The organism is Inquilinus sp. YAF38 (assembly GCF_052113205.1).
Classification (GTDB): domain Bacteria; phylum Pseudomonadota; class Alphaproteobacteria; order DSM-16000; family Inquilinaceae; genus Inquilinus.
In genome coordinates this window covers 36,614-54,419 of sequence record NZ_JBFRCU010000062.1, presented here as the reverse complement: position 1 = coordinate 54,419, position 17,806 = coordinate 36,614, and the positions used below count along the sequence as shown (strand labels likewise).

The 17,806-nt window shown below is 69.1% G+C and carries 15 protein-coding genes and 1 tRNA gene; 9 read left to right on the top strand and 7 right to left on the bottom strand.

Going from position 1 to position 17,806, the window contains the following annotated elements; all coding sequences use genetic code 11:
• The first annotated feature begins 68 nt into the window (after window positions 1–68).
• Entirely contained in the window at window positions 69–1,448 is a 1,380-nt protein-coding gene (locus tag AB4Z01_RS24210) for an NAD(P)-binding domain-containing protein (protein ID WP_441698339.1), read from the top strand.
• Window positions 1,449–1,463: 15 nt separating this feature from the next.
• Window positions 1,464–2,777 (top strand): arsenite efflux MFS transporter ArsK, encoded by a 1,314-nt coding sequence (gene arsK, locus AB4Z01_RS24205; protein ID WP_441698337.1) that lies wholly within the window; start codon window positions 1,464–1,466, stop codon window positions 2,775–2,777.
• A 98-nt stretch (window positions 2,778–2,875) separates the two neighbouring features.
• Here arsK and AB4Z01_RS24200 read toward each other — a convergent pair.
• From AB4Z01_RS24200 to carB, 3 genes are all read right to left on the bottom strand, one after another.
• Window positions 2,876–2,959, bottom strand: a tRNA-Tyr gene (locus AB4Z01_RS24200).
• 314 nt (window positions 2,960–3,273) lie between these two features.
• A complete protein-coding gene (greA, locus tag AB4Z01_RS24195; RefSeq protein WP_342238834.1) occupies window positions 3,274–3,747 on the bottom strand; it encodes a transcription elongation factor GreA in 474 nt (157 codons plus the stop codon).
• 88 nt (window positions 3,748–3,835) lie between these two features.
• Complete coding sequence (carB, locus tag AB4Z01_RS24190) at window positions 3,836–7,087, bottom strand: carbamoyl-phosphate synthase large subunit (protein WP_441698335.1); 3,252 nt, start codon at window positions 7,085–7,087, stop codon at window positions 3,836–3,838.
• 189 nt (window positions 7,088–7,276) lie between these two features.
• Between carB and AB4Z01_RS24185 the strand changes: the two genes are divergently transcribed.
• From AB4Z01_RS24185 to AB4Z01_RS24175, 3 genes are all read left to right on the top strand, one after another.
• Window positions 7,277–8,662: an adenylate/guanylate cyclase domain-containing protein gene (locus AB4Z01_RS24185; RefSeq protein WP_441698333.1), complete on the top strand. Its 1,386-nt coding sequence runs from the start codon at window positions 7,277–7,279 to the stop codon at window positions 8,660–8,662.
• An 11-nt stretch (window positions 8,663–8,673) separates the two neighbouring features.
• Window positions 8,674–9,546, top strand: a complete 873-nt coding sequence (locus AB4Z01_RS24180; RefSeq protein ID WP_441698332.1) for an aldo/keto reductase — start codon at window positions 8,674–8,676, stop codon at window positions 9,544–9,546.
• A gap of 295 nt (window positions 9,547–9,841) precedes the next feature.
• A complete protein-coding gene (locus AB4Z01_RS24175; RefSeq protein ID WP_441698330.1) occupies window positions 9,842–10,168 on the top strand; it encodes a hypothetical protein in 327 nt (108 codons plus the stop codon).
• A gap of 60 nt (window positions 10,169–10,228) precedes the next feature.
• Here the strand turns inward: AB4Z01_RS24175 and AB4Z01_RS24170 are convergent, their stop codons facing one another.
• The gene (locus AB4Z01_RS24170) at window positions 10,229–10,387 is read right to left on the bottom strand and encodes a hypothetical protein (RefSeq protein ID WP_441698328.1); all 159 of its coding nucleotides are present in this window, start codon (window positions 10,385–10,387) and stop codon (window positions 10,229–10,231) included.
• A 125-nt stretch (window positions 10,388–10,512) separates the two neighbouring features.
• On the opposite strand from AB4Z01_RS24170, the gene AB4Z01_RS24165 reads away from it, so the two are divergent.
• On the top strand, window positions 10,513–10,899 hold the full coding sequence (locus tag AB4Z01_RS24165; protein WP_441698326.1) for a PRC-barrel domain-containing protein: 387 nt from the start codon (window positions 10,513–10,515) through the stop codon (window positions 10,897–10,899).
• A 59-nt stretch (window positions 10,900–10,958) separates the two neighbouring features.
• Here AB4Z01_RS24165 and AB4Z01_RS24160 read toward each other — a convergent pair whose 3' ends face one another.
• From AB4Z01_RS24160 to carA, 3 genes are all read right to left on the bottom strand, one after another.
• Complete coding sequence (locus tag AB4Z01_RS24160; RefSeq protein WP_441698325.1) at window positions 10,959–11,108, bottom strand: hypothetical protein; 150 nt, start codon at window positions 11,106–11,108, stop codon at window positions 10,959–10,961.
• A 65-nt stretch (window positions 11,109–11,173) separates the two neighbouring features.
• The gene (locus AB4Z01_RS24155) at window positions 11,174–11,758 is read right to left on the bottom strand and encodes a GNAT family N-acetyltransferase (RefSeq protein ID WP_441698323.1); all 585 of its coding nucleotides are present in this window, start codon (window positions 11,756–11,758) and stop codon (window positions 11,174–11,176) included.
• Window positions 11,758–12,918: a glutamine-hydrolyzing carbamoyl-phosphate synthase small subunit gene (gene carA, locus AB4Z01_RS24150; protein ID WP_441698321.1), complete on the bottom strand. Its 1,161-nt coding sequence runs from the start codon at window positions 12,916–12,918 to the stop codon at window positions 11,758–11,760. The genes AB4Z01_RS24155 and carA overlap by 1 nt, the downstream gene beginning before the upstream one ends.
• 156 nt (window positions 12,919–13,074) lie before the next feature.
• On the opposite strand from carA, the gene AB4Z01_RS24145 reads away from it, so the two are divergent.
• From AB4Z01_RS24145 to rpoD, 3 genes are all read left to right on the top strand, one after another.
• Window positions 13,075–13,530, top strand: coding sequence for a GatB/YqeY domain-containing protein (locus AB4Z01_RS24145; protein WP_441698319.1), 456 nt, complete (start codon window positions 13,075–13,077; stop codon window positions 13,528–13,530).
• Window positions 13,531–13,720: 190 nt separating this feature from the next.
• Window positions 13,721–15,559: a DNA primase gene (dnaG, locus tag AB4Z01_RS24140; protein WP_441698318.1), complete on the top strand. Its 1,839-nt coding sequence runs from the start codon at window positions 13,721–13,723 to the stop codon at window positions 15,557–15,559.
• Between the two features lie 161 nt (window positions 15,560–15,720).
• The gene (gene rpoD / locus AB4Z01_RS24135) at window positions 15,721–17,676 is read left to right on the top strand and encodes an RNA polymerase sigma factor RpoD (protein ID WP_441698316.1); all 1,956 of its coding nucleotides are present in this window, start codon (window positions 15,721–15,723) and stop codon (window positions 17,674–17,676) included.
• Window positions 17,677–17,806: the final 130 nt, after the last annotated feature.

The window sequence follows — 17,806 nt, the reverse complement described above, 5'->3', positions numbered from 1 at the left end:
GGCCTCTCTTTTTTGCCCGGATGCATCGGCCTTCGATGCCTAGAACATAGACAGTGAGGAGATGCCAGATGAACCGCCCGCTTGCCTCGTCGGACCGTGCAGTGCTCGCGGCCGCCTCGTCCTCGGAGCTGCCGGTCGCGATCATCGGCGCCGGCCCGGTCGGCCTGGCCGCCGCGGTGCATCTGCTCGGCCGCGGGATCGAGCCCGTGATCCTGGAAGCCGGTGACCGGGTCGGCGCAGCGGTGCGCGACTGGGGCCATGTGCCGATGTTCTCGCCCTGGGGCTACAGCACGGACAAGGCCACGGTCGCGCTGCTGCGGCGGCAGGGCTGGTCGCATCCGGACGCGGCCGGCTATCCGACCGGTCTCGACCTGGCCGAACGTTATCTCGACCCCCTGGCGGCCACGCCGGAGATCGCCGGCCGCCTGCGTCTCGGCACCCGCGTCACCGGCATCGCCCGCGCCGGCCACGGCAAGGTCCGCGCCGCCGGGCGGGAGGAACGACCCTTCGAAGTCCGATATATCGACAGCTCAGGGCGTGAGGGCAGGATCTTTGCCCGGGCGGTGATCGACGCCTCCGGCACTTGGTCCTCGCCGAATCCGGCCGGGGCCGGCGGCCTGCCGGCGATCGGCGAGCGCGCTGCCGCCGCGCGCATCCGCTACGGCATGCCCGACGTGCTCGGCCGCGAGCGCGACCGCTATGCCGGCCGCCGGGTCCTGGTCGTCGGCAGCGGCCATTCCGCCACCGGTACGCTGCTCGACCTGGCCGAGCTGGCCATAGAGGCGCCGGGCACCCGGATCGTCTGGGCCTTCCGCGGCACTGATCGAGCCAGGCTGTTCGGCGGCGGCGAGGCCGACCAGCTGCCGCGCCGCGGCGCCCTCGGCCGGCGGCTGCGGGCGCTGGCGGAGGCGGGCGCCTATGAGATCGTCGCGCCCTTCGCGGTGGACGCGATCGAGACGACACCCGACGGCCGTATCCGTGTCTTGGGCGACCGGGACGGAGCCGAATACGAGATCGACGCCGATGAAATGGTGGTGGCGACCGGCCTGCGCCCGGACCTGTCGATCCTCGGCGAGTTGCGCATCGACCTCGACCCCGCGCTCGACTGCCCGCGGGCGTTGGCGTCGCTGATCGACCCCAGCGAGCACAGCTGCGGTACGGTCCGCCCGCATGGCGCGGCCGAGCTGGCGCAGCCGGAGCCGGGCCTGTTCATCATCGGCATGAAGGCCTATGGCCGTGCCCCGACCTTCCTGCTGGCCACCGGATACGAGCAGGCCCGGTCGGTCGCGGCTTTCCTCGCCGGCGACATGGAGGCCGCGGCCCGCGTCGAGCTGGACCTGCCCGAGACCGGCGTCTGCAACGGCCCCGGCCGGCGCGAGGCGGAGGCGGCTTCCTGCTGCGGCCCCGCCGCATCGGCCGCTCCCGCCAAAGCATCGGCCTGCTGCTGAACGACGGGAGACATCATGGCTGAGGCGATCGGCGCGGCCGGTCCGGTCTCCGGGCGGCGGCTCCTCGGGGTCGTCGCCGGGCTCGGGCTGACCCAGATCATCGGCTACGGCACGCTGTATTACAGCTTCAGCATCCTCGCCGCGGGGATGGCCGCCGATATCGGCTGGTCGCAGGACGCCGTCTATGGCGCGTTCTCGGCGGCGCTCCTGGCCGGGGCGCTGGTCGGTCCGCACTGCGGCCGCTGGGTCGACCGGCACGGCGCCGGCCGGGTGATGGCCCTGGGCTCGGTCGGGGCGGCCGCCGCGCTCGTCGCCTGCGCCGTGGCACCCGGGCCGCTGGGCCTGGCCTTGGGGCTGGTGGCGATCCAGTTGGCCGCGTCCTTCGTTCTCTACGAGGTGGCGTTCCCGGCACTGGTCCAGGTCGTCGGCTTCGGTGCCCAGCGCAGCATCACCCATCTGACCCTGATCGCCGGCTTCGCCTCGACCCTGTTCTGGCCGGCCACCGCGGCGCTGCAGGACCATCTGACCTGGCGCGAGGTGTATCTGGTCTTCGCCGCGCTGCATCTGCTGCTGTGCCTGCCGATCCATCTCTGGCTGCGAAGCCTGGTCCGGGCTGTCGGCCCGGCGGCGCCTTCGGCCGGCAAGGTCCCTGAGGACACCGGAAGCCAGCGCCAGGATCGGCGCGTCCTGCTGATATTGACCGCCACCGGCTTCTCGCTCGCGGGCTTCGTCTCCTCGGCCGTGCTGGTGCATATGGTCCCGCTGCTCGCGRCGATCGGCCTGGGCGCCGGCAGCCTGCTGGTCGGCAGCCTGTTCGGTCCGGCCCAGGTGCTGAGCCRCTTCCTGACCATGACCGCCGGCCGCCGCGCCAGCCCGGTCGGCCTCGCGATCGTCGCCTCCAGCCTGCCGCCGCTGGCGCTCGGCCTGCTGCTGCTCGGCGCGCCTGAATTGGCCGCGGCGCTCGGCTTCGCGATCCTGTTCGGGCTCGGATCCGGGCTGAACAGCATCGTCCGCGGCACGGTACCGCTCATGCTGTTCGGGCGGGCGGGCTATGCCGAGCGGCTCGGCTGGATCTCCAGCGTTGTCCACATCGCCTCGGCCCTGGCGCCGTTCCTGTTCGCCGCCATGCTGGAGCGGCTGGGGGCCGCGGCGGCCCTGTGGCTGACGGCCGGCCTCGGCGGCCTCGCCGCACTCGTGTTCGTGGAGATCAGGAGGAGGAGCAGCCGCATGCCTCCAACTGCGACAGGTGATGCGGTGCAGACGGCCGGGTCGAACGGCGCGTCAAGGTTTCGGCGCGCCGCCCTTACGGCCTGCCTGCACCGCCGATGACGACAAGGGATGGCGCGACGTCCCTTGTCGGTGCCGCCGCGCCGGAATTCGCCATCGGTCCTGTCCGGGCCGGACCCGTCAGAGGGGTCCGGGAGGTCTGGTCCACGGGGGCGGAGTCGAACCACCACAGCGCGAGCGGGGCGTTTACAGCGCCTTGCCTTCACCGATAGGCGAGCCCGTGGGCCGTGGAAGGCTGGCGGAGAGTCGGCGAGTCGGGCCTGCGGCAACGCCCGTCCGGAACAAGGGACGAGCAACGTACTCCCGCTGGGGCTGACTTTACCTGAGGCTTGGAAACCGACGCACGACCGCTCTGCCACCCTTCCGATCAGAAGGACGGTTTTTCGCCTGGGTATCGCAGAGCGTGGGTCATGATGGGCGGGCGTATAGCACACGATCCGTGCGGTGGGAATGGCCGGTCCGCTCGGGTTGGGCTAAGCCGAACGCAAACGGCCCCGCCGAAGCGGGGCCGTTGCGGAACTCTAAGAGAACCGGCCGGTCAGACGAACTGGACCGTGACGATCTCGTAGCTCTTGGAGCCGCCGGGGGTGGTGACCTCGACCTGGTCGCCCTCGGCCTTGCCGATCAGCGAACGCGCCAGCGGCGCGGTGATCGACAGGCGGCCTTCCTTGATGTCGGACTCGTCCTGGCCGACGATCTGGTAGGTGATCTCCTCGTCGGTGTCCTCGTCCGCCAGCGTCACGGTGGCGCCGAACTTGACGGTGTCGCCGGACAGCTTGGAGGTGTCGATGATCTCGGCCCGGCTGATCCGGTCCTCGAGTTCCATCACCCGGCCTTCGATGAAGCTCTGGCGCTCGCGCGCCGCGTGGTATTCCGCGTTTTCGGACAGGTCACCATGCTCGCGTGCCTCCGCGATCGCCTTGATCACCTCGGGTCGCGCCACGCTCTTCAGATGCTTCAACTCTTCCTGCAGGCGGTTGTATCCCCCCGCGGTCATCGGCACCTTTTCCATCGCGCTCCAGTCCCAAAAAGCCAAAAAGCGTTACACCCGGCGTCCAGGACGCCGGCCTCCAGACCTGCTCGTATCCCTGCCCCCGGTGCTACCGCGCCGAACCTAGGTAGGATTGCAGCGGGGCGACTTCAAGCGCCCCGGCCTTAAGCGCGGCGATCGCCTCCACAGTCGCACGCGCCCCGGCCACGGTCGTCGAGTAGGGAATGTTATTGACCAGCGCGGCGCGGCGCAAGCCGAAGCTGTCGCGCACCGTCTGGGCGCCGTCGGTGGTGTTGAACACCAGCTGGACCTCGCCGTTCAGGATGGCGTCGACGATGTGCGGCTGGCCTTCCATCACCTTGTTGATGCGCCGGACCTTCAGGCCGCCGTCCTCCAGCGCCTTGGCGGTGCCGCTCGATGCCAGGATCTCGAAGCCCAGCTCGGCGATCCGGCGGGCGACTTCCAGGATCGCCGGCTTGTCGCGGTCCTTGACCGAGACGAAGACGGTGCCGGACAGCGGCACCTTCTGGTTGGCGCCCAGCTGGCTCTTGGCGAAGGCGCGGCCGAAGTCGCGGTCCAGGCCCATGACCTCGCCGGTCGACTTCATCTCCGGCCCCAGGATGACGTCGACGCCGGGGAAGCGGTTGAACGGGAACACCGCCTCCTTCACCGCCGTGTAGGGCGGGTTCGGGCCGTGCAGGGTGAAGTCAGCCAGCTTCTCGCCGGCCATCACCCGGGCCGCGATCTTGGCGATCGGCGTGCCGGTGGCCTTGGCCACGAAGGGCACGGTGCGGCTGGCGCGCGGATTGACCTCGATGACGTAGACCTCGTTGTCCTTGACCGCGAACTGGGCGTTCATCAGGCCGATGACGCCGAGGCCGTCGGCCAGCATCCGGGTCTGGCGCTCGATCTCCTGGACCACGGCAGCGGACAGGGAATAGGGCGGCAGGGCGCAGGCGCTGTCGCCGGAATGAATCCCGGCTTCCTCGATATGCTCCATGATCCCGGCGACATAGACCTGCTCGCTGTCGCGCACCGCGTCGACATCGACCTCGATCGCGTCCTGCAGGTAGCGGTCGATCAGCACCGGGTTGCGGCCGGAGACCTTGACGGCCGTGGTGATGTAGCGGCGGAAGCCCTGCAGGTCGTGCACGATCTCCATGCCCCGGCCGCCCAGCACGTAGGACGGGCGCATCAGGCAGGGGAAACCGACCTCCTGCACGATCGCCTCCGCCTCCTCGACCGAATGGGCGATGCCGCTCTTCGGCTGGCGCAGGCCCAGCTTGTCCAGGAGGTCGCGGAAGCGCTCGCGGTCTTCGGCCAGGTCGATCGCGTCCTTCGGCGTGCCCAGGATCGGGATGCCGGCCGCCTCCAGGTCATGCGCCAGCTTCAGCGGCGTCTGGCCGCCGAACTGGACGATCACGCCCTTGACCGTGCCGCGCTCCTGCTCGACCCGGATCAGCTCGATCACGTCCTCGGCAGTCAGCGGCTCGAAATACAGCCGGTCCGAGGTGTCGTAGTCGGTCGACACCGTCTCCGGGTTGCAGTTGACCATGATGGTCTCGTAGCCGGCCTCCTTCAGCGCATAGGCGGCATGGACGCAGCAATAGTCGAACTCAATGCCCTGGCCGATCCGGTTCGGGCCGCCGCCGAGGATGATGATCTTCTCGCGGTCGGTCGGGTCGGATTCGCACTCGCCTTCGTCGAAGCCGGCCTCATGTGTCGAGTACATGTAGGGCGTGGCCGAGGCGAACTCGCCGGCGCAGGTGTCGATCCGCTTGTAGACCGGAGTTACGCCGAGGCCGCGGCGGGCTGAGGTGGCCTCCGCCTCGGTGGTGTCGGCCAGCTTGGCCAGCCGGGCGTCGGAGAAGCCCATCCGCTTCAGCCGGGAGAAGCCCTGCGCATCCTCGGGCAGGCCGTAGCGCCGCACCTCCTCCTCGGCCGCGACGATCTTCTCGATCTCGCGCAGGAACCAGGGATCGAACTTGCAGGCGGCGCGGATCTCCTCGACCCCGAGGCCGAGGCGCATCGCCTGGGCGATCACCAGCAGCCGGTCATGGGTCGGGCGGGCCAGGGCGGCGCGGATCACCTGGGGGTCCGGCGCGTCCATGGCGACGCCCGGGATCTCGACCTCGTCCAGCCCGGTCAGCCCGGTCTCCATCGACCGCAGCGCCTTCTGCAGCGCCTCGGCGAAGTTGCGGCCGATCGACATCGCCTCGCCGACCGACTTCATGCTGGTGGTCAGGGTCGGCTCGGCGCCCGGGAACTTCTCGAAGGTGAAGCGCGGCATCTTGACGACGACATAGTCGATCGTCGGCTCGAAGCTGGCAGGGGTCACCTTGGTGATGTCGTTGGCCAGCTCGTCAAGCGTGTAGCCGACCGCCAGCTTGGCCGCGACCTTGGCGATCGGGAAGCCGGTCGCCTTGGACGCCAGGGCGGAGGAGCGGCTGACCCGCGGGTTCATCTCGATCACGACCATGCGGCCGGTCTCGGAGTCGACCGCGAACTGCACATTCGACCCGCCGGTGTCGACGCCGATCGCGCGCAGCACCGCGATCGAGGCGTCGCGCATCCGCTGGTATTCCTTGTCGGTCAGGGTCAGGGCCGGGGCGACGGTGACGCTGTCGCCGGTGTGGATGCCCATCGGATCGATGTTCTCGATCGAGCAGATGATGATGCAGTTGTCCGCGCGGTCGCGGACCACCTCCATCTCGTACTCCTTCCAGCCGAGGACGGATTCCTCGATCAGCACCTCGCGGGTCGGGCTGGCGGCGAGGCCGGAGCGGACGATCTCCTCGAACTCGACCCGGTTGTAGGCGATGCCGCCGCCGGTGCCGCCCAGGGTGAAGGACGGCCGGATGATCGCCGGCAGGCCGACGCCCGGCAGCGCGTCGATCGCCTCGGACAGGCTGTGCACCACCGCGCTCTTCGGCGATTCCAGGCCGATCTCGTCCATGGTCTCGCGGAACTTCGCGCGATCCTCGGCCTTCTCGATGCTGTCCCGCTTGGCCCCGATCAGCTCGATCCCCAGCCGCTCCAGCGTGCCGTCCTCGGCCAGCGCCATGGCGGTGTTCAGCGCCGTCTGCCCGCCCATGGTCGGCAGCAGCGCGTCCGGACGCTCGGCCTCGAGGATGCGGGTGACGAATTCCGGCGTGATCGGCTCGATATAGGTCGCATCCGCCAGCTCCGGATCGGTCATGATCGTCGCCGGGTTGGAATTGATCAGGATGACGCGATAGCCCTCCTGCTTCAGCGCCTTGCAGGCCTGGGCACCGGAATAGTCGAACTCGCAGGCCTGGCCGATGACGATCGGTCCGGCGCCGATGATGCAGATCGAGCGGATGTCGGTGCGCTTGGGCATTGGGGGCGGCCTGCTGGGTACGGGGGGCACGCTCCCGAAGGAGCGCGCTCTTATAAGGAAGTAACGCGCGCGGGGAAAGCCCCGGGGCGGCCGCAGGGCGCAGGGCAGGGGCGACCTGTCGTCATCCGGACCCTGGCGAAACCCGCATGCAGGCCCCATTTGCACCGCATCATCGGGCTGGAGAGCGGCATGGCGAAACCGGCGCAGGCGACGCCCCTTGGGATCCAGGGCGCCGTGGAGCGGGAGGAGCGGGACGGTCTGTCCTACGTTTTTTACGGCCGTGCCCTGGTGCTGGGGCTGCTCGCGCTCTACGTCGTGCTGACCATCCCGGCCGATCGGTCGGTGGCCTATCTCGGCGTGATGGCGGTCTTCCTCGTGCTCGGCCTGATCCCCTATCTGCTGCAGCGCCGCGGCAGCATCGGTGTCTGGGGCGTCGGCGCCTTCCTGGTGCTGGACGCGGTGGTGCTGACCTTCGTCATGGTGGCACCGAACCCGCTGTTCAGCTCGGAGCTGCCGGTCCAGTTCACCCAGCGGATCCCCAACTTCCTGTTCCTGCTGCTGTTCCTGTGCGGCGTGGCGCTCAGCTACTCGCCCAAGCTGGTGCTGCTGGTCGGCGGGGCGCTGACCGTGTCCTGGTCGCTCGGCTTCGCCTGGCTGGCGTCGCGGCCGGACAGCATCGTCACCAGCGCCAACGACGTGGTCGACAGTCCGAACCCCGACGCCGCGCGCATCGCCATGTCGCTCGACCCGCATGCCGTCAGCAGCACGCTGTGGATGATTCAGACCGTTGTCCTGGTGCTGATGACGGTGGTGCTGGCGCTGGCGGTGTGGCGCTCGCGCAGGCTGGTGGGGCGGGCGGCGCGGATGGAGGCGGCCAAGGCGGCGCTGTCGCGCTACTTCTCGCCCAACCTGGTCAGCCGGCTGGCGGCCTCGGCCACGCCGCTCGGCGAGATCCAGCGCCAGCCGGCGGTGATCCTGTTCGTCGACATCGTCGGCTTCTCCGGCCAGGCCGAGGGGCTGGCGCCGGAACGGGTGGTGGCGCTGCTGCGCAGCTTCCACCGGCGCATGGCGCAGCAGGTCTTCGCCCATGAGGGCACGATCGACAAATATATCGGCGACTGCGTGATGGCGACCTTCGGCACGCCGCAGCCCGGCCCGCGCGACGCCAGCAACGCGCTCAGCTGCGCCCGGGCGATGTGCAGCGAGGTCGAGCGCTGGAACGCCAAGCGGCAGTCCCGCGGCGCGGTGCCGGTCGAGGTCGGCATCGGCCTGCACTATGGCCTGGTGGTGATGGGCAATATCGGCGACGAGCGGCGCCTCGAATTCGGCGTCGTCGGCGACACCGTCAACGTCGCCAGCCGGCTGGAGCGGTTGAGCCGCCGCCTCGCCGCCCGGGTGGTGGCCAGCGACGCCGCCGTGGTCCAGGCCGGCCGCGAGGGCTGCCCGCAGGAGGTGCTGGGGGCGTTCGACCCGGCCGGCCAGGCGGAGATCCGCGGCCGGCAGGGGGCGCTGACGATCTGGACCCTGGCCGCCGCCGGTGCGATGCCGCAGGATCGCATGGCGATCGCGGAATAGGAGGCATGGTAATGACCGGCACAGACGGGCTGCGCCGCCGACCGGCGGGCGAGACCACGGTGGCGCTGCCCTCCGGCGCTGCCATGCCGATCCTGGGACAGGGCACCTGGGGCATGGGCGAGGACCGGCGCGAGGCCGACGAGGAGGCGGCGGCGCTGGCCGCCGGGCTCGATCTCGGCCTGACCCTGATCGACACCGCCGAGATGTATGGCGAGGGCGGCGCCGAGGAGGTGGTGGGCCAGGCGATCCGCGGCCGCCGCGACGGCGTGTTCCTGGTCAGCAAGGTGTATCCGCACAATGCCGGCCGGAGGGGCGCGATCGACGCTTGCGAGCGCAGCCTGCGCCGGCTCGGCACCGACCGCATCGACCTGTACCTGCTGCACTGGCAGGGCGGGACGCCCTATGCCGAGACCATCGAAGCGTTCGAGCGCCTGCGGCAGGACGGCAAGGTGGTCGATTGGGGCGTCAGCAATTTCGACCTCGACGACATGGAGGGCTGGGTTGCCGAGAAGAGCGGCGGGCGCACGGCGACGAACCAGGTCTGCTACAGCCTGTCGGCCCGCGGCATCGAATGGGACCTGCTGCCCTGGTGCCAGGACCGCTTCCTGCCGGTGATGGCCTATTCGCCGCTCGGCCAGGGCCGGCTGCTCGGCAACCCGGGCCTCGGCGGCGTCGCCCGCCGGCACGGCGTGGCGCCGGCCACGGTGGCGCTGGCCTGGCTGCTGACTCGGCAGGGTGTCGTCGCCATCCCGAAATCCAGCCGGGAGGAACGGCTGCGCGACCATCGCAAGGCGCTCGACCTCGTCCTCGACGAGGCCGATCTGGCGGCGCTGGACCAGGCCTTCCCGCCGCCGCGGCGGAAGCTGCCGCTCGCCATCCTCTGACCGCCGACCCGGATTTGGTCCGGACCAATGGCCATCGCCGTCGATCGTGTATTGATAATTGAGTTTTCGTAAGATTCTGCAATTCATTTGGAATTCAGATTGTGTCCTCTTTGTGATCTCTTCGTGTCCTAAAAGGAATTTGGCGGCGTTCTCGCTTGGTTTGTCACCGTATGCTTGCTGCTGCAGCTTCCATCGGCGACGGAATCTTCAGGATAAGGCGTGGAATGGGGGAGCCGGTTGTTTCTCAGGGAACATCTCCGGTTGATGGAAGAGGGATCCCCCTATGTTGTCTGGTATGAAGCGTCTTCTCGTGGCCGCCTCGGCGGCTCTGCTCCTCGCCGGCGCCTCCGGCGCCGCCTTCGCCCAGGACCGGGCGCCCGCGCCTGTGGCCGCCGCGGCGGTGTGGAACGGGCAGGGCGACGCGAACCTCGCCACCAAGGTGGAATGGCGTCGCGACCAATGGCGCCATGATCGCCGGGACTGGCGTCGTGACCACTGGCGCCACGATCGTCGCGACTGGCGCCACGACCGTCGTGATTGGCGCCATGACCGCCGGGATTGGCGCCGCAACAGCTGGCATGACGGGCGTCGCCCCTACTACAACCCCTGGCGCTGGAACTGATCTCGCGCCTGATCCAGAAAAGATCGAGGCCGGCCCTGTGGGGCCGGCCTTTTTCATGGGTCACATCCGGACCGGTTCGGGCAGGGGCGGCTCGGCCGGACCGTCGGGCGGCACCTCCGGCGGCGGCTGTCCCGGGCCGTCCGGCGGCGTGTCCGGCCGCGGAATCGGCATCGGCGGGCGGGTGGGATCGTCGGGGGGCGGCTTCGGATCGCTCATCATCGCGGCCTCGCTTCTCCGGAAAGGGCAGTCCCTGATCAATCGCTCGCCTCGGGCTCCGGTTCCTTGGGAACCGTGCCCCCGTCCGAGCCATTGCCTGAGGGAGACCACCACTGTGGGAGAGCGACATGCAGACCCAGACAGCCCGTGATCTCAGCTCGCGCGAGACCGAGCGGCTGATCGCCAGCGACAAGGTCGAGAGCACCCCGGTGCGGCGGCCGAACGGCGACCGGATCGGCACCATCCAGCGGGTGATGATCGACAAGCGCACAGGCCGCGTCGGCTATGCCGTCATGACCTTCGGCGGCTTCCTCGGCATCGGCGAGGACTACTACGCCCTGCCATGGTCGATGCTGACCTACAACGAGGCGCTCGACGCCTATGAGCTGGACATCACCGAGGACCAGCTGCGCGGCGCCCCGGCACATGATGCCGGCGACCGCTTCGACTGGGACGACCGGGATTGGGCGCGGCAGGTGCACGACTACTATCGAGTGCCGCCCTACTGGATGTAGCGACGGAATCAGGCTGGGAAGACTTGGGGCGGCCCCTGGGCCGCCCCTTCTTTGTCCGGTCAGAAGACCCACCAGAGCAGCACGGCGCCGAGGATGATGACCGCGAGCGCCATGGAGGCATGGAGCACCCAGCGCATATGGCCGCTGGTCTCGCCGTGGCGGGCCTCGGTCTTGGTGAGCGTGGGCGCGGGGCCCTGGTCCTCCGGCATGTCGCCTCCTCGCTGCGATGGCCTTGGTGCAAAGGCAACGGCAGGGAGGGGAGGCGGGTTCCGGGTCAGGCCGCCGGCGGGTCGACCGGATCGGGGTTGGTCAGCGCCGTCAGCACGTGGTCGCGCCAGGCGCCGCCGATGAACAGATAATCCTTGGCATAGCCCTCGCGGACGAAGCCCAGGCGCTGCAGCAGGGCGGCGCTGCGGGTGTTCTCCGGCAGGTGGTTGGCCATCAGCCGATGCAGGCCCAAGGGGCCGAAGGCGTAGGGGATCGCCATCTCCAGCGCTTCGCGCATCAGCCCCTGGCCCTGCTGCGCCGCGGCCATGTGATAGCCCAGCGTCGCCGCCTGGAAGGCGCCGCGCGCCAACATGTTCAGGTTCAACTGCCCGACGATGCCGGCGTCAGCCGGGTCGATCCGGCGCAGCACCAGCCGCACGGCGCGGTCGTCCAGGAACAGGTCGACCGCCTCCGCCCCCCAGCGGCGCCAATGGGCCTCGGTGCGCCAAGCGGCGCTGCGCGGCGGCAGCCAGGGGCCGAGATAATCCCATTCCCGGTCGTGGAAAGCGGCCAGCGCTGCGCCGTCGGCCGGCCCGGCCAGGGTCAGGAAGACCCTGGGGCCGAGCAGGCGCGGCGGCGTGCGCTGCGGCATCAGCGCTTGTGTGCGTCGATCAGATCGACGAAGCGCTGGAACAGGTAGTGGCTGTCCTGCGGCCCCGGGCTGGCCTCGGGGTGGTACTGCACCGAGAACACCGGCCGGTCCTTCAGCCGCAGCCCCTCGTTCGATCCGTCGAACAGGCTGACATGGGTGACCTCGACGCTGTCCGGCAGGCTTTCGGCCAGCACCTGGAAGCCGTGGTTCTGGCTGGTGATCTCGACCTTTCCAGTGGTCAGGTCCTTGACCGGGTGGTTGGCGCCGCGATGGCCGCGCGCCATCTTGCCGGTGCTCGCGCCCAGCGCCAGGGCCAGCATCTGGTGGCCGAGGCAGATGCCGAACATCGGCAGCCCGGTGTCGAGCAGCGCCTTGATCGTCGGCACGGCGTAGGCGCCGGTCGCCGCCGGGTCGCCCGGGCCGTTGGCCAGGAACACCCCGTCCGGGCTGTGGCTCAGCACGTCCTCGGCCGTCGCCGTCGCCGGCACCACGGTGACCTCGCAGCCGATCGAGGCCAGGCAGCGCAGGATGTTGCGCTTGGCGCCGAAATCGATCGCCACGACCTTGCGCTTCGGGCTCTTCAGCGTGCCGTAGCCGGTGCCGAGCGCCCAGCGCGTCTGGTCCCAGCGATAGGTCTGGGTGCAGGACACTTCCCTGGCCAGGTCCATGCCCTCGAGGCCGGGCCAGGCCTCGGCCTCGGCCAGCGCGGCAGCGATGTCGAATTCGCCGTCGGGGGCGTGGATCACCACCCCGGTCGGGGCGCCGGCGTCGCGGATGCGGCGGGTCAGGGCGCGGGTGTCGACCCCGGCGATGCCGATCAGGCCGAAGGATTGCAGCCAGTCGTCGAAGTCGCGGGTGGCGCGCCAGTTCGACGGCTCGGTGATGTCGTCGCGCAGCACCAGGCCGCGCGCCGCTGTGGTCCCGGTCTCGATATCCTCGGGGTTGGCGCCGACATTGCCGATATGCGGGAAGGTGAAGGTGACGATCTGCCCGGCATAGGACGGATCGGTCATGATCTCCTGGTAACCGGTCATCGAGGTGTTGAAGCAGACCTCGCCGATCGCCCGGCCGGTCGCGCCGATGCCTCGGCCCCAAAGCACCGTGCCGTCGGCGAGCACGAGCGCCGCAGTGGCGCCGGGGGGCGGAGCGGTGTGGGACATGGCAACCTCGGGGTCTGAATTTCCAGGCATAAAGCACGGGTGGATGCAAGATTCCAGCCCCTCTTGCCCGCGCTGGCGGAATGGCCGCCCCCATCTCTTGCCTATGCCGGCCGAATGGCCGACATTCGCGCCGCTTGTTCCAGGAGGATCCTCATCATGCTGCGCACCCAGTTCACCGACACGCTCAAGGAGGCGATGAAGGCGCGGGACGAGCGCACGCTCTCGACCGTGCGGATGATCATCGCCGCGCTCAAGACCAAGGACATCGACGCCCGCGCCAAGGGCAACACCGACGGCATCCCGGACGAGGAGATCCTGTCGCTGCTGCAGACCATGGTGAAGCAGCGGCGCGAGAGCATCGCCCTGTACCAGCAGGGCAACCGGCAGGACCTGGTCGACAAGGAGCAGGCGGAGATCGCGGTGATCGAGCGCTGGCTGCCCCAGGCGATGGACGAGGCCGAGACCGCGGCCGCGATCGGCACGGTGATCCAGGACCTCGGCGCCGCCGGCATGAAGGACATGGGCAAGGTGATGGCCGAGCTGAAGTCGCGCTATGCCGGCCGCATGGACTTCTCCAAGGTCTCGGCCGCGGTCAAGGCGCAACTGGGCTGAGGGACAGGCGCAACCCCCAACCTGTCATGCCCGGGCTTGACCCGGGCATCCAGAGACTGTCGGGACGCTCTGCTGGATTGCCGGGTCAAGCCCGGCAATGACAAGCGGGGAGGCACTGACCTCATAACCGCTGACCTGTGAGGCGGGAATCGCGTTACGCTGACGCGCCCTCGCCGGATAGAACCCCTGCATGTCCCTTCCTCCCGGCTTCCTTGAAGAGCTGCGCACCCGCCTCCAGGTGTCCGACGTGGTCGGCAAGCGGGTGCCGCTGCAGCGCAGCACCAAGGGCGAGTTCAAGGCCTGCTGCCCGTTCCACAAGGAGAAGACGCCGAGCTTCACGGTCAACGACCAGAAGGGCTTCTTCTACTGCTTCGGCTGCGGCGCCACCGGCGACGTCATCAGCTTCGTCATGCAGCACGACCGCCTGTCCTTCATGGAGGCGATCGAGACGCTGGCCTCCCAGGCCGGGCTGGAGGTGCCGAAGGCCGAGCCGGAGGACCGGGCCCGGTTCGAGCGGCAGAAGACGCTGTATGACGTGGTCGAATCCGCCTGCGCCTTCTTCGAGGCCGAGCTGCGAGGCGCCGGCGGCCGGGCGGCGCGCGACTACCTGAAGGGCCGCGGCCTGGACGGCGACACGATCTCGCGCTTTCGCCTCGGTTACGCTCCCACCGATGGTGGCAAGCTGATCAAGCATTTGCGCGGCCAGGGCTTCCAGGATGCGATGATCGAGGAGGTCGGGCTGGCCCGGCGGCCGGATGACGGGCGCGATCTCTACTCCTTCTTCCGCAACCGGGTGATCTTCCCGGTCGCCGACCGGCGGGGCCGCACCGTCGCCTTCGGCGGCCGGATCATGGAAGGCGACGGGCCAAAATACGTCAACAGCCCGGACAACCCGCTATTTCACAAGGGGAATTTGCTCTACGGCATGTCCCGCGCCCGGCAGGCGGCGTCGCAGGGCCAGACCGTGATCGTGGCCGAAGGCTACATGGATGTGATCGCCCTGGTCCGGGCCGGCTTCGAGGCGGCGGTGGCGCCGCTCGGCACCGCCCTGACTGAGGAGCAGATCGTCGAATTGTGGAAGATGGCGCCGGTGCCGGTGCTGTGCTTCGACGGCGACGAGGCCGGGCGGCGCGCCGCCTGGCGGGCAATGGACCGCATCCTGCCGCAGCTGAAGCCGGACCATTCGGCCCGCATCGCCTTCCTGCCGCAGGGCGAGGACCCGGACAGCCTGATCCGCGGCTCCGGCGGCGGCGCCTCCATGCAGGCAGTGCTCGAGAGCGCCCTGCCCATGGTCCGGGTGCTGTTCGACCGCCAGACCACGATGCACCGGTTGGAGACGCCGGAGGGCCGCGCGGGCCTGCGCGCTGGCGTCGAGGCCCAGGCCCGGCGGATCGCCGACCCGGCGGTGCAGGGCCAGTACCTGGCCGAGCTGCGGGCGCGGTTCGAGGAGGCATATCCCTGGCGCCCGAAGCGGCAGGAGTGGCGGCCGGGCGGCAAGCCGCCGGTGCCGGCCGGGCCCAAGCCGCGGTCGATCCGTGATGAACAGGATGACCACTTGGCATTCTGCGTCCTGTTCTGCCTTCTCGCCGCACATCCCGACCTCGGCGAGGAAGTCGGCGAGGGCTTCGCCATGATCGAGATCCCCGATTCGGGCCTCGATTCGCTGCGCCAGTCCCTGCTGGCGCGACTCGGCGAATCGCATGGTCGCGAATCGGGCTCCGACTCGGCCGGACTTGATTCACAGCAGGCTCGGCCCTACTTGACTGTTCCCGAAGCCGATGGATTGCCGCCGGCATTGGTGGACCGCATTCGTAAGAAATGGCCCTTCACCCGGCCGGAGGCCCCTCTGGAGGAGGCGCGAGCCGGCTGGGCCATGGTCATGGGCCATCTCGAGTTGCGCGCCTTGCGGCGCGAACTGGCGGATGCGGCGCGGGAGATGGACAGGCAGGGCACGGCGGCGGCGCTGGAACGCTGGCGCGGGCTGCACCAGGAGATCGTGCGGCGGCAGGCGACGCCGGGCGGGTTCTGACCCGCCGGGCCGGAATGGAATTGAGRCCGCGGCGCGGTCGGGGCAGGCATGATTCGAGTCGTGCCCCTTCCTTGCGCGCGGAAGCTTAGGTATGAGAGCCAGCTTCGGGCCCCTCTTGACAGCGGGGCCTGACGGCGGCGGGCGAAGGGGCACGGGTGCAGATGGCAACCAAGACAGCTGCGGCAGCGGATTCGGCCGAAACGCGCGAGGATGGCGCGGACGGCGCCTCGATGGACGTGACCGTCCAGGCGGTGAAGAAGCTGATCGCCAAGGGCAAGGAGCGCGGCTACGTCACGATCGACGAGCTGAACGCCGCCCTGCCGCCGGATCTGACCTCGTCCGAGCAGATCGAGGACGTGACCTCGAACCTGTCCGAGATGGGCATCAACGTCGTCGAGAACGAGGAGTCCGAGGAGACCGCGGCCGCCGCCGGCGGCGATGCCGACGGCGAGGGCCGCAATGCCGGCAACCTCGACGACGACGATGTCGGCCGCACCGACGACCCCGTGCGCATGTATCTGCGCGAGATGGGCTCGGTCGAGCTGCTGTCGCGCGAGGGCGAGATCGCCATCGCCAAGCGCATCGAGGCCGGCCGGGAGATGATGATCGGCGGCATCTGCGAGAGCCCGCTGACCATCCGCGCGATGATCGAATGGCATTCCTCCCTGAAGGACGGGAAGATGCTGCTGCGCGACGTGATCGACCTTGATGCCACCTACGGTGCCAGCCCGGAGGGCGAGGCACTGGCCATGAGCGCGAGCGAGGCTGACGCCGAGGAAGAGGCCGAGCCGGAAGCAGAGGGCGAGGCCGCAGCGGGCGGGGCTGGCGAGGCAGGCGAGGACGACGACGGCGGCATCTCCCTCTCCGCCATGGAGGAGGCGCTGAAGCCGCAGGTGCTCGAGACCTTCGAGGCGATCGAGCAGACCTACCAGAAAATGCACAAGCTGCAGGAGCAGCGCCTGACCCATATCCAGAAGGGTGAGGCGATCTCCAAGCAGGCCGATGCCAAGTACGACAAGCTGAAGGAGGACATGGTCCGCCTGATGGACGGCGTGCACCTCAACAATGTCCGGATCGAGCAGCTGGTCGAGCAGCTCTACGCCCAGAACCGCAAGCTGATGGGGCTGGAAGGCCAGCTCATGCGCCTGGTCGTCGAGGGCGGGGTCAGCCGCGAATCCTTCCTGCAGAACTATTTCGGCCACGAGCTCGAACCGAGCTGGATCGAGCGGGTGCGCGGCCTCGACAAGAAGTGGGCCAAGTTCGCCGAGAAGAACGGCGCCTCGGCCCAGCGGGTGCGCGGCCAGATCAGCCAGATCTCGGACGAGGTCGGCCTGCCGATCTCGGAATACCGCCGCATCGTCTCGACCGTGCAGAAGGGCGAGAAGGAGGCCGGGCGTGCCAAGAAGGAGATGGTCGAGGCCAATCTCCGCCTCGTGATCTCGATCGCCAAGAAGTACACCAACCGCGGGCTGCAGTTCCTGGACCTGATCCAGGAGGGCAACATCGGGCTGATGAAGGCGGTCGACAAGTTCGAGTACCGCCGCGGCTACAAGTTCTCGACTTATGCCACCTGGTGGATCCGGCAGGCGATCACCCGCTCGATCGCCGACCAGGCACGGACCATCCGTATCCCGGTGCATATGATCGAGACCATCAACAAGCTGGTCCGCACCAGCCGGCAGATGCTGCACGAGATCGGCCGCGAGCCGACCCCGGAGGAGCTGGCCGAGCGCCTGCTGATGCCGCTGGAGAAGGTGCGCAAGGTCCTCAAGATCGCCAAGGAGCCGATCAGCCTCGAGACGCCGATCGGCGACGAGGAGGACAGCCATCTTGGCGACTTCATCGAGGACAAGAACGCGGTCCAGCCGCTGGATGCCGCGATCCAGGCCAATCTGCGTGAGACCACCACGCGCGTGCTGGCCTCGCTGACGCCGCGCGAGGAGCGGGTGCTGCGCATGCGCTTCGGCATCGGCATGAACACCGATCACACGCTGGAGGAGGTCGGCCAGCAGTTCTCGGTGACACGCGAGCGCATCCGCCAGATCGAGGCGAAAGCGCTGCGCAAGCTGAAGCACCCGAGCCGCAGCCGCAAGCTGCGCAGCTTCCTGGATACCTGAGCGAATTGCGAATTCCGGCTTGAACGGGCAGCCTTCGGGCTGCCCGTTTCGATTCTGATCCTGGGTGTCGTCGCCGCACTCCTGCCTTACGACGTTTGTCCGTATGTTGTCCGTATGATATGAAGGGGAG

Bases quoted from the DNA above. Each gene is read 5' to 3' on its own strand.
- carA (WP_441698321.1), bottom strand. From the start codon at position 12,918: ATGTCCCACACCGCTCCGCCCCCCGGCGCCACTGCGGCGCTCGTGCTC.
- AB4Z01_RS24170 (WP_441698328.1), bottom strand. From the start codon at position 10,387: ATGATGAGCGATCCGAAGCCGCCCCCCGACGATCCCACCCGCCCGCCG.
- AB4Z01_RS24145 (WP_441698319.1), top strand. From the start codon at position 13,075: ATGCTGCGCACCCAGTTCACCGACACGCTCAAGGAGGCGATGAAGGCG.
- AB4Z01_RS24185 (WP_441698333.1), top strand. From the start codon at position 7,277: ATGGCGAAACCGGCGCAGGCGACGCCCCTTGGGATCCAGGGCGCCGTG.
- AB4Z01_RS24180 (WP_441698332.1), top strand. From the start codon at position 8,674: ATGACCGGCACAGACGGGCTGCGCCGCCGACCGGCGGGCGAGACCACG.
- rpoD (WP_441698316.1), top strand. From the start codon at position 15,721: ATGGCAACCAAGACAGCTGCGGCAGCGGATTCGGCCGAAACGCGCGAG.
- dnaG (WP_441698318.1), top strand. From the start codon at position 13,721: ATGTCCCTTCCTCCCGGCTTCCTTGAAGAGCTGCGCACCCGCCTCCAG.
- AB4Z01_RS24160 (WP_441698325.1), bottom strand. From the start codon at position 11,108: ATGCCGGAGGACCAGGGCCCCGCGCCCACGCTCACCAAGACCGAGGCC.
- greA (WP_342238834.1), bottom strand. From the start codon at position 3,747: ATGGAAAAGGTGCCGATGACCGCGGGGGGATACAACCGCCTGCAGGAA.
- AB4Z01_RS24155 (WP_441698323.1), bottom strand. From the start codon at position 11,758: ATGCCGCAGCGCACGCCGCCGCGCCTGCTCGGCCCCAGGGTCTTCCTG.
- AB4Z01_RS24175 (WP_441698330.1), top strand. From the start codon at position 9,842: ATGAAGCGTCTTCTCGTGGCCGCCTCGGCGGCTCTGCTCCTCGCCGGC.
- AB4Z01_RS24210 (WP_441698339.1), top strand. From the start codon at position 69: ATGAACCGCCCGCTTGCCTCGTCGGACCGTGCAGTGCTCGCGGCCGCC.
- carB (WP_441698335.1), bottom strand. From the start codon at position 7,087: ATGCCCAAGCGCACCGACATCCGCTCGATCTGCATCATCGGCGCCGGA.
- AB4Z01_RS24165 (WP_441698326.1), top strand. From the start codon at position 10,513: ATGCAGACCCAGACAGCCCGTGATCTCAGCTCGCGCGAGACCGAGCGG.